The 17,914-nt window shown below is 45.2% G+C and carries 15 protein-coding genes; 1 reads left to right on the top strand and 14 read right to left on the bottom strand.

What is annotated here, in order from left to right:
* Both HMPREF1521_RS08910 and wbaP read right to left on the bottom strand, forming a co-directional pair.
* A partial coding sequence (locus HMPREF1521_RS08910; RefSeq protein ID WP_156924917.1) for an NAD(P)-binding protein occupies positions 1-168 on the bottom strand: 168 nt, incomplete at its 3' end.
* Positions 168-1,595, bottom strand: a complete 1,428-nt coding sequence (wbaP, locus tag HMPREF1521_RS07505) for an undecaprenyl-phosphate galactose phosphotransferase WbaP (RefSeq protein ID WP_038117707.1) — start codon at positions 1,593-1,595, stop codon at positions 168-170. The genes HMPREF1521_RS08910 and wbaP, both read right to left, overlap by 1 nt.
* Positions 1,596-1,866: 271 nt before the next feature.
* Here wbaP and HMPREF1521_RS07500 point away from each other — a divergent pair, with 271 nt between their 5' ends.
* On the top strand, positions 1,867-3,621 hold the full coding sequence (locus HMPREF1521_RS07500; RefSeq protein WP_038117704.1) for a 1-deoxy-D-xylulose-5-phosphate synthase: 1,755 nt from the start codon (positions 1,867-1,869) through the stop codon (positions 3,619-3,621).
* Between the two features lie 92 nt (positions 3,622-3,713).
* Here the strand turns inward: HMPREF1521_RS07500 and HMPREF1521_RS07495 are convergent, their stop codons facing one another.
* The 12 genes from HMPREF1521_RS07495 to HMPREF1521_RS07440 all read right to left on the bottom strand — a co-directional run bounded on the left by HMPREF1521_RS07495 (position 3,714) and on the right by HMPREF1521_RS07440 (position 17,644).
* The gene (locus tag HMPREF1521_RS07495) at positions 3,714-5,039 is read right to left on the bottom strand and encodes a pyridoxal phosphate-dependent aminotransferase (protein WP_038117701.1); all 1,326 of its coding nucleotides are present in this window, start codon (positions 5,037-5,039) and stop codon (positions 3,714-3,716) included.
* Between the two features lie 296 nt (positions 5,040-5,335).
* A complete protein-coding gene (locus HMPREF1521_RS07490; protein ID WP_038117698.1) occupies positions 5,336-7,204 on the bottom strand; it encodes a TonB-dependent siderophore receptor in 1,869 nt (622 codons plus the stop codon).
* Positions 7,205-7,276: 72 nt separating this feature from the next.
* Positions 7,277-8,293 (bottom strand): ABC transporter substrate-binding protein, encoded by a 1,017-nt coding sequence (locus HMPREF1521_RS07485; RefSeq protein WP_232203208.1) that lies wholly within the window; start codon positions 8,291-8,293, stop codon positions 7,277-7,279.
* Between the two features lie 37 nt (positions 8,294-8,330).
* Positions 8,331-9,185, bottom strand: a complete 855-nt coding sequence (locus tag HMPREF1521_RS07480) for an ABC transporter ATP-binding protein (RefSeq protein ID WP_038117695.1) — start codon at positions 9,183-9,185, stop codon at positions 8,331-8,333.
* On the bottom strand, positions 9,185-10,222 hold the full coding sequence (locus tag HMPREF1521_RS07475) for an iron ABC transporter permease (RefSeq protein WP_038117693.1): 1,038 nt from the start codon (positions 10,220-10,222) through the stop codon (positions 9,185-9,187). Before HMPREF1521_RS07475 ends, HMPREF1521_RS07480 begins: the two co-directional genes overlap by 1 nt.
* Entirely contained in the window at positions 10,215-11,171 is a 957-nt protein-coding gene (locus HMPREF1521_RS07470) for an ABC transporter substrate-binding protein (protein WP_038117690.1), read from the bottom strand. The genes HMPREF1521_RS07475 and HMPREF1521_RS07470 overlap by 8 nt, the downstream gene beginning before the upstream one ends.
* 89 nt (positions 11,172-11,260) lie before the next feature.
* Positions 11,261-13,204 carry a TonB-dependent siderophore receptor gene (locus HMPREF1521_RS07465; protein ID WP_038117688.1) on the bottom strand — a complete coding sequence of 648 codons (1,944 nt, stop codon included), beginning with the start codon at positions 13,202-13,204 and terminating at the stop codon, positions 11,261-11,263.
* A 57-nt stretch (positions 13,205-13,261) separates the two neighbouring features.
* Positions 13,262-14,041, bottom strand: coding sequence for an energy transducer TonB (locus HMPREF1521_RS07460; protein ID WP_232203207.1), 780 nt, complete (start codon positions 14,039-14,041; stop codon positions 13,262-13,264).
* Positions 14,013-14,417, bottom strand: coding sequence for a biopolymer transporter ExbD (locus HMPREF1521_RS07455; RefSeq protein ID WP_038117682.1), 405 nt, complete (start codon positions 14,415-14,417; stop codon positions 14,013-14,015). Before HMPREF1521_RS07455 ends, HMPREF1521_RS07460 begins: the two co-directional genes overlap by 29 nt.
* The gene (locus tag HMPREF1521_RS07450; RefSeq protein ID WP_038117679.1) at positions 14,414-15,028 is read right to left on the bottom strand and encodes a MotA/TolQ/ExbB proton channel family protein; all 615 of its coding nucleotides are present in this window, start codon (positions 15,026-15,028) and stop codon (positions 14,414-14,416) included. Before HMPREF1521_RS07450 ends, HMPREF1521_RS07455 begins: the two co-directional genes overlap by 4 nt.
* A gap of 761 nt (positions 15,029-15,789) precedes the next feature.
* On the bottom strand, positions 15,790-16,968 hold the full coding sequence (locus HMPREF1521_RS07445) for a M48 family metallopeptidase (protein ID WP_174678704.1): 1,179 nt from the start codon (positions 16,966-16,968) through the stop codon (positions 15,790-15,792).
* A 298-nt stretch (positions 16,969-17,266) separates the two neighbouring features.
* Positions 17,267-17,644: a CGGC domain-containing protein gene (locus HMPREF1521_RS07440; protein WP_038117676.1), complete on the bottom strand. Its 378-nt coding sequence runs from the start codon at positions 17,642-17,644 to the stop codon at positions 17,267-17,269.
* Positions 17,645-17,914 lie beyond the last annotated feature (270 nt).

The following is a 17,914-nucleotide window of genomic DNA, read 5'->3' as shown; positions in this document are numbered from 1 at the left end:
CGCACCATATACATGAATATTGATGTCATCCTTGCTTTCACAATATAAATTCCCCGCCACATGATGACGTCGATCGATGACAAGAACGGATTTACCGCGCTTGTGCGCCTCATGAGCAAATACAGCACCGAACGGACCGGCCCCTACAACTAAATAATCGTATGTCATTAATACGCTCCTTTTCCCTTCACAACGGCCAATACCGTTTTTATCAAATATACAATATCAATCCACACGGACCAGTTATGCACATACCAGGAATCCATTAACACCCGTTCTTCATAGGTGGTATCACTGCGACCGCTGACCTGCCACACACCGGTAATTCCCGGTGGTACAAGATAGAAATCATTAATATAATCGCCGTATTTTACGATTTCATCTCGAACGATAGGACGCGGTCCCACAAGACTCATATCGCCCATGAGGACATTCCATAATTGTGGAAGTTCGTCGAGACTTGTTTTTCGAAGAAATTTTCCGATTTTCGTAACCCGCGGATCGTCCTTTAACTTGAAGTCCCGTTCCCATTCTTCGCGAGCTTCCGGATGTTCTTTTAAATAAATTTCCAACGCTTCCTGCGCATTGGGAACCATGGATCTGAATTTATAGCAGAAAAATTCCTTGCCGCCCTGACCGACCCGTTTATGACCGAACACGATAGGTCCCGGAGAATCGAGATAAATCAGCACCGCCACGACAGCGATAATCGGCAAGATCAAGATGCCGCCGCAGACGGTGGCCACAATATCAAAAATGCGTTTCATGATACGGTTGGACTTACGCGCTAAATTGTTCTGCACCCGCAATACGACAGCCTGTTCCTCCATCATGCCGCGAGCCGAAATATTGCTGGCCGGCAAACCGAACAGCTCCGGTACAAAGGAAACCCTTTTTACAAGCAGCTGTAAGCGATTGATTAAGGACACCAGTTTTTTAGATTCAAGACCGGGAGCACACACCAATACAGTGGATACGTTATATCTTTTAATGACGTCCTCCACGTCATTGAAGCCGCCCAGGCGCGGATACTTTTGCGCTAATAATGAGGACTTCGGATTATCGTCCACAAAGCCGATAATTTTATAGTAGTTAATAAGCATTCTATCGTGATACCGATCAACTAATTCCGCTGTTTTTCCCGCTCCGACCAATAAAATCGGAATATATAATAATTTCAGCTTTATCAATATTTGTACTAATATATATCGTAAAACGATAACATATAACAATATAAATATATAAGATAAGCCGACGAATAAACGGGATACGTTGTCGATAATATGCCCGGCATACATCAGAACGATGGATACAACTATACCGATTGTTATGGACCGAAATATAATTTTAATCTTATCCCAATAGGCCTTATCCATATTATATGCACTGTTTAATAACAGCACGATAATAAACACTATAGGGGTAATAACATATCCATAGAAAAAATCTACATGTAAACTATTAGCACCATTCCAGAACGGCAATGCGGTTCTGATATTATATGCGGAAATAATGCTACATACAATAGCAATATAATCGACGACAATCATTAAGGTCTGTACTAATAAGGGGGGACTAGCCCACTGTTTATTCATAGATTTTTCCTCTCTTAATAAATGTAACGAACAAACTGAATTATATCTTCCATGATAACATAATTTCATTTATTTTTCATAATTTATCTGGAATTTTCTTGTAGATTTCTCTACCGATAATCGACTTTATCTCATACTATAATCATCAACTTCATCTCATGTTATAATAATAGACAGTATTCATAGGTTTCTCACCTATGAACACAAATTATCTCTAATATTTACTAATAGAAGTCTCATTTAGACAGCAAAATAAAGTTTAGGTAACGACATGAAGCTTTCACAAATACATTCAGCCGGTGATTTAAAACAATGCACCGAAGCAGAGTTACTGGAAATAGCGCGTGAAATACGCGAAGCCATCATTCACAGAACATCGATTCGAGGCGGCCACGTAGGTCCGTCATTGGGCGCCACAGACATTATTCTCGCGCTTCACTACGTATTTAACTGCCCCGACGACAAAATCATATTTGACATATCCCACCAGAGTTACGCCCACAAAATATTGACCGACAGGTTCGAAGGGTTCACGCAGGAAAATAAATTCAGCACCGTTTCAGGTTACAGTAATCCACGTGAAAGTAACTGCGATCTGTTTCACTTAGGACACGCATCCACCGCCCTCAGTCTGGCGTGCGGGCTCGTAATCGGCCGCGACCTCAATCAAACAAAGGAAAACATCATCGCGCTCATCGGGGATGGCGCATTATCCGGCGGAGAGGCCTTCGAGGCCTTAAATCATCTCGCTACGCTGCGGTCCAACTGCATCGTAATCATCAACGATAACGACCGGTCCATCGCCGAAAATCACGGCGGTTTGTACACCCATTTAAAAGAATTGCGGGACACGAACGGAACTTGTACGAATAATATGTTTAAAGCTCTCGGCTTTGATTATCGCTATATCGAAGAAGGCAACTCGATCTTATCATTAATCGCGGAATTTAAATCAGTAATAAATTATCCGCGCCCCATCATCTTGCATATCCGCACGACGAAAGGGTTCGGTTATAAAGCGGCGGAAATGGCGCCGGAAGACTTTCATAATCCGTCATCATTCGACGTCACTACAGGCGTAGTCAATAAAAATTATAATAATACATACGAAGCTATCGCCGCAAAGGAATTGATTGCCGAGTTGGAAACAAACAAATCGACCTGCCTCATCACGGCGGCCACGCCCGGCGGATTTTGCCTGACGCCGGAGGTCCGTCAAAAATTGGGCCCTCAATATATCGATGTAGGCATCGCCGAGGAACATGCCATGACCTTATTGGCCGGCATCGCTCGCGCCGATGCAAAGCCGATTTTACCGATATACAGTACGTTCCTGCAACGGGCTTACGATCAGCTGATAAACGACGTATGCATTAACAACAGCAACGCTTTGATTCTCGTATATCGCGCCTCCATTTACGGTACAAAGGACATCACGCATCTGGGATTCAGCGATATTCCTATGCTCACCAACATCCCGAATCTGACCTATATTGCGCCTGCCACGGCGGAGGAATTACAGGCGTCCATTCAATTCGGCTTGCAACATCATGATTATCCTGTCGCCATACGGGTTCCCGTAGGGACACCGAATCACGAGCCTCTTCGGACACAAAGTATTACGGATGTTTCCATCCGCAGCTGGGAAACCGTCCGGGAGGGCAATGAAATCGCCATTATAGGTGTCGGTAACTTTTACCGACGTGCCATTTCCCTGGTCGAGGCGGTGAAAGCAAAATATGCTATCACACCGACCGTGATAAAGCCGCTTTTGATATCGGAACCGGATACAGCTCTACTCGACCGATTACGGAAAAACCATTCTCTCATCATCACGCTGGAGGACGGCGTCATTGACGGCGGCTTCGGGCAGAAAATTGCCGCATACTATGGCAGGCAGAACATCAAGGTCATGAACTACGGCATTCAAAAAGGTTTTTATGACAGATATGATCCCGATAAATTACTGAGAGACAATCATATGGAAATTGATCAGATACTGCAGGATATCATGCTACAGATCTAATCACGGATACATTCACTGCGGGCCTTTAAACAGAAAAGTGCTCTACGTTTACAACACTCGTAACTGTAGAGCACTTTTATTTTCAGTACGACTTATTCAGTTCGTTGTGCCTCATAGGCTCTAAACAGTTTAGATAACAATTCCGGTGCCAAGCGCAACAGTTCGGGATCTTCACAGAACGACACGCGAAGCTGTGTTCTGCCCGGATTATCTTCCTTGCCGCGACCGCTGTAGAAGCCGTTCAGCGGCGCCATGAGCAATGTATATTCCTTGCCGTCATCCAGGCTGATCGCACCGTGTTCGGCGCACCAGGACGCGAACTCTACACCGTCAAAGCCCGGTTTCGCTTCATTGCGCACATCGATAACGAAGTAAATGGACGCTTCCGGTCTGGACACGATAAAGTTCGGTTCCACCTCCTTGAATCCTTTATGGAGCTCAAAAATCATCTTGCGGTAATAATCCCGCTGTTGTTCATACCAGTTATGCAATTGCGCATGCGACTCATGCGCCAGTGCACCGAAGATATATTGTCCCAATGTATTGGCACTCAAATTCGCCGTATATTCGGCAACGGACTTTTCATAGCACATCTTATTATCCGTAATGATAGCCCCTATGCGCAATCCGCATGCATTCCACACCTTGCTGGCCGTTTCAAGGCTGATTCGGCGGCCTTCAATGCCCGGCACGTCCTTATCGGTTAACGCCCAGATACTCGACGTTTCCTTGCCTTTTTCATAAGCCAGTTCACGATACGCCTCATCGGAGATGATCCACAAATTGTGCTTTACACATAACTTCGTATATTCGATGAGGGTTTCCTTGCTGAACAGCTGTCCCGTGGGATTATCGTAAGGAATGATAAGCAATGCACCCGGTTTCGTTTCTATGATACGCTGCTCCACCGTTTCTACGGACGGCAGTTCAAATTCGCCTTCTTCATTAAGCTCACGCTCAACGGTAACCGTTTTACGTCCGATGCGATGACCTACCGCATCATAATTCGTATAGGACGGATTGAACATCAACAGGGGCCGTTCCTCTTCTCCGGCACCGCCGCAGACACCGAGCATGATGATTTCCATCGCCATCGATGCGCCATCCGTAACAAGCACATCAAGTCCCGTCGTATCAAAGCCCTGACTGCGCAGAATATGAAGGAACGCTTCCCGGCATTCCTCGGTTCCCGTCGTCGGCACATACGGAACAATACCCGATTGAAACGGACTGTCCGGTCCGCCCAGATTAAATAAACGACGCTGCATGGCGGGATGCATAGGACGCATAACATTACCGATGGAACCGTTCACCAGAATCGGCGGGTTCTTGCGCTCTAAAAATTTAATTTGTCCTAGTCGAATCCCTGACGGCTTGCGAGCCATCATATAAGGGGATAAGATTGGTTGTTCCGTCATAGTACAATCCAACTCCTCTTTAATACAATTTACGCCTCTAATCATACGAGTAGCAACACATATACCATATATTATAGTGCTTTAAGGTGATAAAATCTACACTTTTCTACTCGTGGACAAGGCTCTCTCTTTTGTAAGGATTATACTAACAGTCTTTTCTGAATGATTTATGATACCAATGCTCATCCCCTACATGCCGCGGTTCTGTACGCGACTATGTACTACTGAAAATATATCAAACTTTCACAATGCTACCTTATGACATTGCGGCCTCTGAGTGGCATCTGATAAATTGACTAGAACATAACCTCCATGCCGACTCTGAAGTTGCGACCTTGACCGGTCCACCAGTCACCTGGATTGCCGTAACGGACATTGGACTGTTCCGCATAGTACGTGTTGAATAGATTATTCACGCGCCCGAATACGGTTATGTTGTCATTGACGCGATAGTTGGCACTGAGATCCGTAATCCAGTACGTCGATTTAGGGAATGTATTCGCCCCCGTGCCCGGACGGTCGATATTGCCGCGAATATCAAGATGCGCATCCCACTTGGCATCGTTATAGTCGAGACCCGCATTGACCGCATGTTTCGGTACGTATCCGTCCACATTGGCACGTCGTGTCGGTGTCGCATCAATGTGCGTATAGGTATAGCCGACGCGAGCGGACAGATGATTCGTCAACTGCTTGCGTAAATCTACCGATACGCCATGGGCCCGTTCCGTATCAAAATTGCGATATTGACCTGTGAAAGTTGCCGGATCCGTCATAACCCAACCGATCTTATCCTTCGTGCGGCGTGTGAAGAAGTTAAGATTTCCGTTCCACGTACGCCCGAACTTATGATGTACACCGAGATCCCATTCGCGACCGCTTTCAGGTTTCAAGTTCCGATTGCCGTTATAACCGTCAAACAACTGGTATGGAGTCGGTGCCAAGAAATATTCATTATACGCTACATACACATTGGTGCGCTCATTCACGTCATATCCTAAGGATACATGTGGCGACGTATGCGTTCCGAATGCGGAATGATGGTCCACGCGAACACCCGGCGTCAACGTCCATTTAGGCGCGAATTTCCAGGCATCCTGCACGTAGTACGAACTGTTCGTCAACTTGACGCCGTTCATGGTGAGGACCTTATCCTGACGCCAGTCAAAGCCGCCTATAACGGTATGATCCTTGCTGTGGAATGTCACCTGATCCCCAATAGCACGTGTTTTCACGTCTGTCGTGTATCCGTCATAGGTGGTTTTATAGTGATTATTCATGCCATATAACTGATGACTCCACTTATCGTTGATCTTGCTATTCCATACGGCGCGAAGGGAATCATTGGCTTCATGGCCGTATCTGAGTTGATTCAACTGCCCCAAATGATTGGAATACATCGCATCACCGCGATATGTATCGTAGGAAATGCGCACATCATTATTCTTATCGATTTCATTACCGATCATGAAAGACGTGTTATGACTGTTTCCATGTTGCGGAATGCGCACATGATGGGCATCCTTATAGCTTCCGATGATGTCCTTTTCATAGCCTAAACGCCAGTACCATGTATCCTGACGTCCCTCATTCATCAACGCATACTGCTCCAGATCATAGCTGCCGCCCATGATGCGGGCCTTTGTTCTGACCCCCTCCTCAGGCTTTGCGGTAATTACGTTAACGACGCCGCCTACAGCACCGGACCCGTACAATGTGGACGCCGCACCACGCAATACTTCAATGCGTTCGATGCCTTCCATATTTTTAAGAATTGTCATCGGCGGATTAACCCCGGCCGCATTCATGTTGATGCCGTCCACCATGTATAGAACCTGATTGGATCCGTTGATACGGAACACATTGGAATTCGTATAGCCTACACCGCCGCCGTATGTGTTGATATCCACGCCCGGCGCTATGCGCAACGCTTCATTCATATTCGTCGCATGACGCTCTCTCACATCATCTCCGCTGACAACCGCTACGCTGGCCGGTACTTTTGAAAGCTCCTGCTCGCTTCTCGTCGCCGTAACGACAACCGTATGCGTTTCTTTCACGTCATCAGGTTCCTCACCTTGCACCCCGGGAACCGTAAACATACAGCCGCCGACTAAAATCATCGCCACATAAGCGGCTAATTTCTGATGTTTAAATGCTTTCATCATAACCTCCACATTACTAAATACACACAAAATATGCAACCGAATCGATGTATATGCATCGCCGGGTATACATCACTGTACATTGTAAATATAACGCGTCATATCGAGCATCGCCTTCGTCATGAACTGAGAATAACTCATGAGCATGCGCGCATCCACTGTATACACACGATGATTCTGAATCGCTTTCACCCCCTGCAACGCGGGATCCGAGTATAGCTGATCAATATTCACCTCAGAATATTGATCCTGATTATAAGCATCCGAAGGAATGATTATCACATCCGGATTGATCCGTATCAAATCCTCTCTCGTTCCGTTATCAGTGAGGCCCAAACCGATTGCAGCGGCACCATTTTTGACATGCATATACCCGCACATATCGTCAAAGGTGGAGCCTTTACCGCCGGTCACACCCAATCTCGTATAGAGTACGGCTACCGGTTGCGCTTCATCGGCATGGGATTTCACAATGCCGTCAATTTCGGCCAGATCCTTATCCATGGCTGCAATCAGGGAATTATCGGATGCTTTCAGTACCTTGGCAATCTCACCCATTACCTCTTTTGCCTCTTTCACCGTTCCCGGCGTTTTATATACATATAAAGGTATATTCATACCTCGTATTTCGTTTATATTCTCCTGCGATACCCAGTCCGGCATAATGACCAGGTCCGGTTTGACCGATAACAGGGATTCGCTGCTGGATTTCACGCGCCCTTTGACCTGACTCGATGCATCGGGCACATTGTTAGGCAACGTCCCTATGGCCGCCACCCGGTCCGGTGTCACCATGGACAATACGATGTCCTCCGTGCTGACACCGATCGGCACGATGCGTTGCGGCCGCTCCGATATGTTAACTGCGGTACCCGTCGCATCCGTTACGGTGAAAGCCCCTGTATTCTGCTGATTACTTTGCTCGGGACCGCACCCGCATAGCAGAAACATCAGCATAAGAATAATACCGAAAATACTCCATGTTTGTTTTATGCCGATGGATTTAATGCCGATGGATTTAATACCCATGTCTTTCATAGCGCAGTCCTTTCTACAGATATAGTCGTTACGTCCAGAATTCCGGCGCATCTCTGACGCGGTGTGCCATCCGTGATTATTACTTCATTCATAATGTTGTCCTTTCAATGGATATTGACATAGATTCATCTGTCTCCGCACTGCGCCGGTACGGCGTAATATCCGTCGTCCCCTTAGGAAATATGTAAATGCGCTGCTGCTTGAAATACGGATCATCATATACGGCCGACGAAAGGTGAAAGGCGCTGTGCAGATGATCCGCCGTCAACACATCGCGAGGGTTTCCGGTCGCCATAATTTCACCGCCCGAAATAAGTACCAGCTTCGTACAGTACTTTGCGGCGAGTTCCAAATCGTGAACGACGATTAAAATCGTTTTACCCTGCTCACAAAATCTGCGCCCCTGATAGAAAATGTCATCCGCATAGACAAGGTCGAGAGCCGCCGTCGGTTCATCGAGAAGCAGCACATCCGTCTGTTGAGCCAAGGCCTTCGCGAAAAATACGCGCTGCCGTTCACCGCCGCTCAGCGATTGAATGGAGCGTTCTCTCAAATGCCATACGCCGGTTTCCTTCATCGCTTCTTCCACAATACGACGATCGTCGACGCCCTCCTGCTGCCACCATTTCAAATACGGATAGCGGGCGGTCATCACGATATCCTGCGCCTCATAACCGAAGGAAATATCTACGGACTGCTGCATATACGCTACCCGGCGGGCAATCTCCTTTTCTTTCATGGACGACAAATTGTCCCCATCCCACAGGATGCGTCCTTCCTCAAGAGGATACAGACCGCGCAAAGCTTTCAGCATCGTCGTTTTACCGGAACCGTTAGGCCCGATGATGCCGACAAATTCTCCCGCCTGCACACCGAGAGACGCCTCTTTCACAATCGTACGGCCCCCTAACGAGACAGATACGTTCTGAACATCCAGTTTCATCATACCCCTCCCTTACGGCGCAAACGATGCAGTAAATATAGGAAATACGGCGCCCCGAGCAATGCCGTCATGATACCGACGCGGATTTCCACCGGCTGTGCCACAACGCGGCCCAAAGTATCGCAAAATACCAGAAACAGCGCACCGCCCACGGCGGACATAGGCAACAATATGCGATGATCGGGTCCGACCAGCAGTCTCACAATATGCGGTACCACAAGGCCCACAAAGCCGATGGAACCGCTCACGCATACGGCGGTCGCCGTAATGAGCGACGCCAGAAATAGAAATAAAATCCTGTACAGCATCACGGGCAGGCCTAATGCACGGGCCTCCGTATCGCCCAGAACGAGCACATTCAGATGGCGTCCAAGCATCATGAGAATGACGCTGCCGACCGTAATCGGCCCCACTGCGAGCATGACATGGTCCCAACGTCTGAAATCGAGGCCGCCCACCATCCAAAACAGGAATTCTCTGAGGCGATATTCATTAATCATCGTCAATATCCCCGATGTGAAAGCCCCCAGCAGCATGCTGACCGCAACGCCGGCAAGCAGTAAGGTTGTCGTATCGAGGCGATTATTACGCCATGTCAGCATGATCGTAATCCCCACGGACACAAAGGCCCCTACAAAAGCGAATAAAGGCATATAGAACATGCCGAGCGAAGTCATGCCAAATGCGATGGCGATAACGGCACCCAGTGAGGCCCCTGCGGATACACCCATGATACCGGGATCCGCCAAAGGATTCGAAAATACCCCCTGCATAACGGCACCGGCCAACGCCAATGCGGCACCGACCAATAGCCCTATTATGAGGCGCGGCATGCGAATAAACCACAATACGGACTCCTGTTCCGCACTGATAGGCTCCGCAAATGAAATCGGAATCCCGATTCCGTGCAGGATACTCTGCAGACCGCCGCCGACGGGTATCATGATCGTTCCCACATGCAGGGCCAATATGACACATATACCTAACGCGACAGCGATTAAGGCTGCCGCCGTATATCCTTGATGCCGTTTATTCATGAAAATTCCTTTCTAATTGGGGATACACAATATACATAATAGAAAGCATCGCTTCCCCGATATGTTGATTTGATGCATATAAATATGAAGCGGGCAAAGACTGAACTTGATTATTTTTCATCGCAGGCAACGATTGGAAGGCCGGTGTATTCAAAAATCTATCTGACAAGCCTTTATCCATGCCCTTATAAGAAGGAATAAAAATATAATCCGGATTCATCTCTATGACCCGTTCATCCGTAAACGATGTATGAGGCGCATATCCAGCCGCAGACGGTGCATTATAAATGCTCATATAGCGGCACATATCATCAAATAAACTGCCCGTTCCCGTATATCCATCCATGGAGGAGACAAATAAAACGCGACGACGTTCATTCAAAGGGATAGTCTTTCCCAGTCTGTCAAGCTCAGCAATTTGCTTATGAATTGTATCCACATGTTCCCGTCCGATCTCAGCTTCATTAACGATTTCAGAAATGTCCTGTACATTGTGAATCACTTCATCCACCGTTTTTCCTGTATTAACGACGACCGTAGGGATCCCCACATGCCGTAGGCCTTCAATGACATCACTTGTTATATATTCAGGGGCAATTACCAAATCCGGATGTAATGCGATGATGCGCTCTAATGAATAGGAGCGCATTCGAGTCTTAACCTGTTTCGCCTTTTCCGCCTCCATCGAGTACTGTTCATACGTTGACAAAGAACTGATACCGGCAAAACGATCCGTATCTACAAGGCCAAGTAAAATCGTATCATATGCTGAAGACAAGGCTATAATGCGTTTTGGATGATCCGGTACAGCCACCATAGCACCGTCCGCACTTTTTACAGTTCTATTATATACGGTATTTCCGGGTTCTACGCTTGGACCGCATCCAGTAAGGCAAACACAAAGGAGAAATATCAAACTTAAAATATAATACCATCTCTTATATTTCATGATGTCACTCCTTATGAAAGTCTATGAACGGCTTAAAACTATGCATCTAAACAATATCAATATGCCTTCTAATGTAGGATATTGATACATTAGAATTTTTGAGTATAAGTAATCTGATAGTTGAAAGGTTCATCCCAGTATTCCCAATCTCCATTGGAAATAACATTATGACGGTTAAGAATATTTCGCGCATCAATGCGTAGCGATGAGGATTCATTAAATTGATACCCTACATACGCATTCCATGCCACGAGATTAGGGTTGATACCGCCATCCCGGTTTTTCATGCGTTTCGTCACAAAATTAAAGGATGTGCCTGCAAGCCACGTAGGACTCGTATAATGCAATCCACCGGTAAATTGTAATTTCGGATTAGCTTGCTTCCAATAAGACTGATCAATTTCCATCTGTTTCGGATTCGAATAGGATACACCAACATTAAACTTCAATCGATCGGATACTAATCGCCCATATTCGGCTTCTATACCTGCATTACGGTAACGCCCTCCATTGACACGAATTGTCATCCTACCATCTGTATCAGGCTTCCATGCGAAGAAATTTTTAAAGTCCATATAGAATAGAGCTACTTTCCAACTATCTTTTTTGGAAATATGTTTATATCCTAATTCATAATTCCATCCCTCTTCAGGCTTCAAATTCCGACCACTTACGGAATGAAATTGATTGCTTACCCGTTTAAAAGTATCGCTCAAATTAGGCATAGTAAAGGCTTTCCCCACATTTACATAAAGTGAGGATTCCTTATTAATAGAGTGAAGCATCTGGAATTGAGGCGTAAGTACATGTTGATCTTTTACAGGATCCTTAATATCCGTATAGCGAAGGCCTAAAATAGTTGTCCACTTCGGATTTATCTGATAAGAATAACTGCCATAAACAGCATAACTGCTACGATGAGGATTTGCATAAACAGGACCGGACTCCGTCTTATATGTCTCCCGTTTTCCCAATATACCGGCGATTAAATAATCCTTACCGCCTCTAAAGTCCCATTCATGTTGAATATCAATGCCATATTGACGAGCAATATATTCGCTGTCGCTAGGCTTATAAATATGACTGCTATGAACGCGATTCCATCCGCTCAAATCCCGATCATTATAAAAGATTGTGCCCGTCGTGGTTCCATTTTTATATATCAATGATGCTATATTCTTATCGTCTTTATATTTATATGTCGTGGAATGCTTTGCACTCTTTATCGCATTGCTCTCCGTGCTAAGTTGAGTAAATGCGGATTTTGATTCGGAACGGCTGTAATTTAACGTCCAATGATCAGATAACTTGCCGCTGAAGAATAGGCCTAATGTATTCCCCTTTTCACGAGCCGTATAGTATTCATACCCCTTCTTACGAAGTCCTATATCAGAGCGAACCGGTGTTGACGGATCTTGACGGCCGAAATAATTACGATCTACAGCGACAAAAAACTTTGGTGTACCATAGGAAACATTATAACTTTTACTACCCATATTACCGATGCCGACGGAAACGCTGCCCCCCTCCTTATCAGGCGATTTCGTAATAACGTTCACAACACCGCCCAATGCTTCAGAGCCATATAATACGGATGCCGCGCCTTTTACCACCTCAATATGATCGATAGATGCTACAGGGATGGAACTGAGCCCCCCTTTGCCGTTAAGATTTACAGGCACTCCATTAACGAGAATTAAAGCACCTCTTTCAAGACCGCGGATATTAGTACGACTATCCATTGCCCCGTATTCAAAGCCGGATGCACCATAGGAAAACGACGTAACACCGGGTATATCGGTAACAGCGTCAAATGCATTTTTAGCACCGCTATTCTTCAAATCCTCATGCGTGATTACGCTCGTAGCCGCCGGCGTATCCAAATCAAGCTGCTCCGTACGGTTAGCCGTGACATTTACCGTATGAACCTCCTTGACATCCTGCTCCGAAATATCAGCCGCCACACCGACCTGAATCTCTAATAATACCGCTAAAATACTTGCACATAATGCCTTTCTACGGGTATTATACATAATTATACCTCCCTATACACACCTTAATATACACATAATCTTATATCCCCAAATACATTATTTGAACTTATACACCACATCTACTTCAATAGAGATAGATTCTCCTGTTGAATTTTCTATCCCCCCTTGGCTCGACACTAAGGCATACCCCGCTTTATCCAAAAGACTTGATCCACTACTATTAATTATCTCTGCAGAATCGAAATTACCGTTGGAATCAAAAACAACCTTAAATGTTACAGTACCGGTTATGCCCCTTCTAATCGCCTGATCAGGCATAACAGTATTCTCTCTAACTCGTTTCATATATTCAGCCGTATTAAACGTACCTTTACCCGGTTGAGAGTCCGGTCCCGGAGGTCCATAGGAAGGCCCTTTTCCCTCATCTTCAAAGCCTCCATGCCCCTTAGTGTGACTTATACCCGGTCCGGGCTGATTATGTTGCCCCGGGTTTCCTACCGGTGCTTTTATATCACCGTTTACATTAACCGGTGCCGGTTCGTTACCGCCTAAATAGGGATTAAGCTCTTTCAGCCCCGGTGCCGGCTTTCCGGATAAATCGGGCAGTACAGAACCCGATTTGCCGCCGGCCGGGCCATGGTCTGTCGGCAATGGTGTTTCCTTCTTTTCAACCTGCTTTTTTTCCGGCTCCTCATATTGACTCATGTCCAAATCGACGACCAGGTCCTTATGAGTATGGCTGAAATCTTTCAAATGCTGTGCCCAATCGCCAACCCAGCCCCAATACAGGAGGTTTACCACAATCGCTGCAGCCAACGGAATTCTATAGCGTTTATTCAGCATGGAATCACTTCCGTTCCGTAGCAACGCTGACATATCTAGCGCCGCTCAACTTGAGGTTATCCAGGATTCCTATCACATCTTTATACGGCACATCCTCTGAAGCGCGAACGACGAATGCCTGTTGCGGCTCCTTTGACACCAGCTGTTGAATTTCCGCCTCCAATTGTGCAGGCACAATTTCCCGTTCATTAATATACATCTTATGCGTTGCCGTAAGAGAAATAGTAACCGGTTCAATCGTCTTGGCCGTCGATGACGATGCTTTAGGCAGATTCAACGGTATTTGCTCCTCCGTATTCATATACAAAGTGCTCATCATAAAAAACACGAGGAGGAAAAATACAATATCAATCATAGGAATGATCATGATGGACGGTTCTTTTTGTATACCTATCGAACTGCGTTTCATTTCATATGACTCCTGTTAAAGATATCCAAAATCGATCCTAAATTTTGTTCCAATACGGAAATATTCGTATTTACCTTATCGGAACACCAACTGTAAAAAGCCAATGCCACGATCGCCACAGATAAGCCCGTCGCGGTAGCAATCAGCGCCTCCGATACGCCGCCGGTAATCACCGTAGGGGCTCCTATATCACCGCCAACAGCGGCAAAGGAACGAATCATACCGACAACGGTCCCCAATAACCCCAACAAAGGCGCCATCGTAACCATCATATTAAGCCAGTTTAATCCACGTTTTAAACGAGCGTCCATGTAAGCCACCACATCTTGTAAGCGGTTCTCCAAACCTTCAAGATTATAAACGGAGTCAATAATAGGCGACATAAATTCAGATAACTCCTGTCGGTCATTATCGATAGCCTGCTGTAATACGTCCCAATTCTTTTCCGCCTGTGCCTGATCGATGCAAGCACGCAACGCCTCCAGTTCATCGTTGATCTTTCTATAGGTGCGTATCCGTTCAAACAGAATTGTCCAAGCCGCTACCATAAACAATACCAAAGGATACATAACGGCCCCGCCGGCATTAAATAAATGAATTGCATATTCCATAATAGCCTCCATGCATTTAACCACATTAATCAAAAAAACTGTTAACAAATCAGATTACTTTATATACCAGTAAAATAGTTCATTTTAGATATAACAAAAAGCATATCTATGCAATAGATATGCTTTATTACTGACTCCACGCGAACTTATCTACTGCAGACAGCCAAATTTGGAAAATCCGAATAACATATAATAAGACAGCTTAAGTATTTCTTCATAGAAAAATCTAAATAACTCTTATATAGAAATCCATATAAACCTTCATCGGAAAATCTAGATTAGCCTCTAATCACCGTTATTATCACACAAAATAAAGGCCTGTACAATAAACCTATACCCCTTATATGTATATGGATCTCGTCAATTTTAGTTCTTCCTTGTAAGGAAAATAGAAACAGAAAATCCACAATTACAAAAGTCAAAATTTTACAAAAAAAGAGGAATGCCCTAAAATAGGCATTCCTCCTGTAAAGTCGATATAATAAAGTTACAACTTTCATATTCTATATAGTACTGATAGCGATAAATACAGCTGTATTTATAAAAAGCAAGCAAATATGAATTAATATTATAGCATAATGATTCTATTTCATAATCGATTTACATCAAACTGACTACTCGAGTTTACTGTCTGAATTAAGATGAATTTATATAATCGTATCTAGATTATAATTATCCGCATTTAATTTATCAGTATATCTTTATTTAGATTATCAATCTATTTTATGAGCATTCAATTCATCGGTGTATCCGTATTCAGATTATCGATCTATACTACCTCTTCTGGAATCATCACGTGTTGTGTCTTTTTGCTTTACCGACTTCTGCTTCAAGTCTTTCTGCTTTATATTCTTCTGCTTAACTTCCGCCTTTTTAACGTCATTCTTTTTATCGGCTTTCACCTTAACAGGTTTCTTAGCGGTAACCGCCTTGCCTGCCGGTTTTGCAAAAGCATTGTTAAGATTTGTCGCCACCTGCAACGCCACATCGGAATCCGGTGTCGTCACGATGGATTGACCCGACACGGTAACCGTACCGCCGCTATACGATGCGGAACCCTGTCCGACCTGATTATCATGATACAAGCGAGCCAATTTCCCCGCCATGTAGTACGCCCGTTCCTCACCGGAATAACGACCGCTGTTAGCAGGTGTATAAATATTATCTCCATTTACATAAACAGTGCCGTTCGACACATTTACATGATTGCCGGAATATGTATACATGCGGCTAATATTATTATTTACACGGTCGCTCGTCTTCGGATGGTTATTAGGTGCAATGACCTGTGAAAGCCCTTCACGGTAATGATCGCCGTATTTATTGCGCAATACCGCCATCGCACCGGCTGAACCGCCTACATTATACGGTGACTCGCTGATAATCTTGAAACCTAATTCATCGGCCGCCTTTTCCTGTCCCATTGTGAAAACCTGATTCTGCAAATAGTTGCCCGCTAAATTAGATAAAATAGCCGCACTTTCACCACCGCCGGCCGCAATGCCCACAGCCGTGGATAAACCGACCTGTTTTTTTACGCCGTTGATAATATCCTTATGCTCGCCGTGCGCGATTTCATGGGCCATAACATACGCCAGCTGATCATCGTCAAGCGTGTCGAGCGCCCCCTTATTGACGGACATAACACGACCGATTGTAGCAAAGGCGTTGAATTCTTCACTCGGATTTGCATACACCACGTAAGAACGCTTAACGCTGGGCGTCGCCTCCAAAGTCTTCATAATGCGTTGTACGCGCTCTTGTGCCGCATTGTCCTCCAAATAGCCGGTTTGCTGTTTAGCACGTGCCAGACTCTCTTTCTGACCTTCCGGAGAATTATCCATTCTGTTAAGTGCTGTGCTCACATATGCCATGGCAACAGCCCCTCCCGCCAATGTCTGCACCGCATTGGACGCCGCAACAACAGGTGCCGTCTGCATAACTGCGGGCGCAAACGTCGCCGCCATCACAACAGACATAGCCGTAGCCGTTAACTTCTTCATACTCTCAACCTCTCTTTACTACCACAATAATCACCATAACGAGAATACTGATTAAACAATATATCGATGCAAATACACCATATAATATCGATTATCGATAAAATGTTATGTATATCTCTAGAGATATGATTGCCTATCTCTATTGTAATATACAAATTTGTATTCTCATATATTCATATGAACTCTAATCCTTATCATACGTCGTTACTGTAAAAGTAGCATGAACCGACTCTATTTATAAATTAGGATTATTCACATCGCCACAGGCAGATAGAATAACAGCCGCCTTGCCGTCCTTTGATACGGCTCCGCCATGCGTATATCCGACTACATCAAAGCCCGCCTCAGCACATTGCCGGGCGATACTTTCATACTGATCATTTTTACCGCGCGTACAGGTCGATAAATGAACCGCGGTAACGCCTTTCTTTTTGAAAGACTCAATTTTCTTCGCCAGATCCCCACCGCTGTGAGTAAACCCGACTAACTCGATATCCTCATCCCCATAACGCTCGAAGGAATCCGCTTTATTCATAAACGCTTTTAAACAACCGCCGCAGGAACAGCGCTGCATCGTATCCTCATTGACGAGAACCGCAATTTTCTTAGTCATAAGACCTCCTATGAAAGTATTGTATAAGAGATAGTATATCATAAAGGTACAGAAATGCTGTGCCTAAAGATACGTTTAGTAAAACAAAAAAATCTCTCAGATGTACCTTTACTTTAATCAGCGAGTCCTTATGTACGGTTCTTCTCTCCAGGATACTGGGTATTCGTCGCTGTGGAGTTCCCTATGTAGCTTCGCTACATGGTAACTCTTACGCTCCGAACTAAGCGATGCAGTGAATCTGTCGTCGATTAGTTCTATTACCTTTAGATT

Source organism: Veillonella sp. AS16, from assembly GCF_000517785.1.
GTDB classification, from domain to species: Bacteria; Bacillota; Negativicutes; order Veillonellales; family Veillonellaceae; genus Veillonella; species Veillonella denticariosi.
Note: the sequence above shows the minus strand (reverse complement) of the source record. Positions and strands in the feature narration are given on the sequence as shown.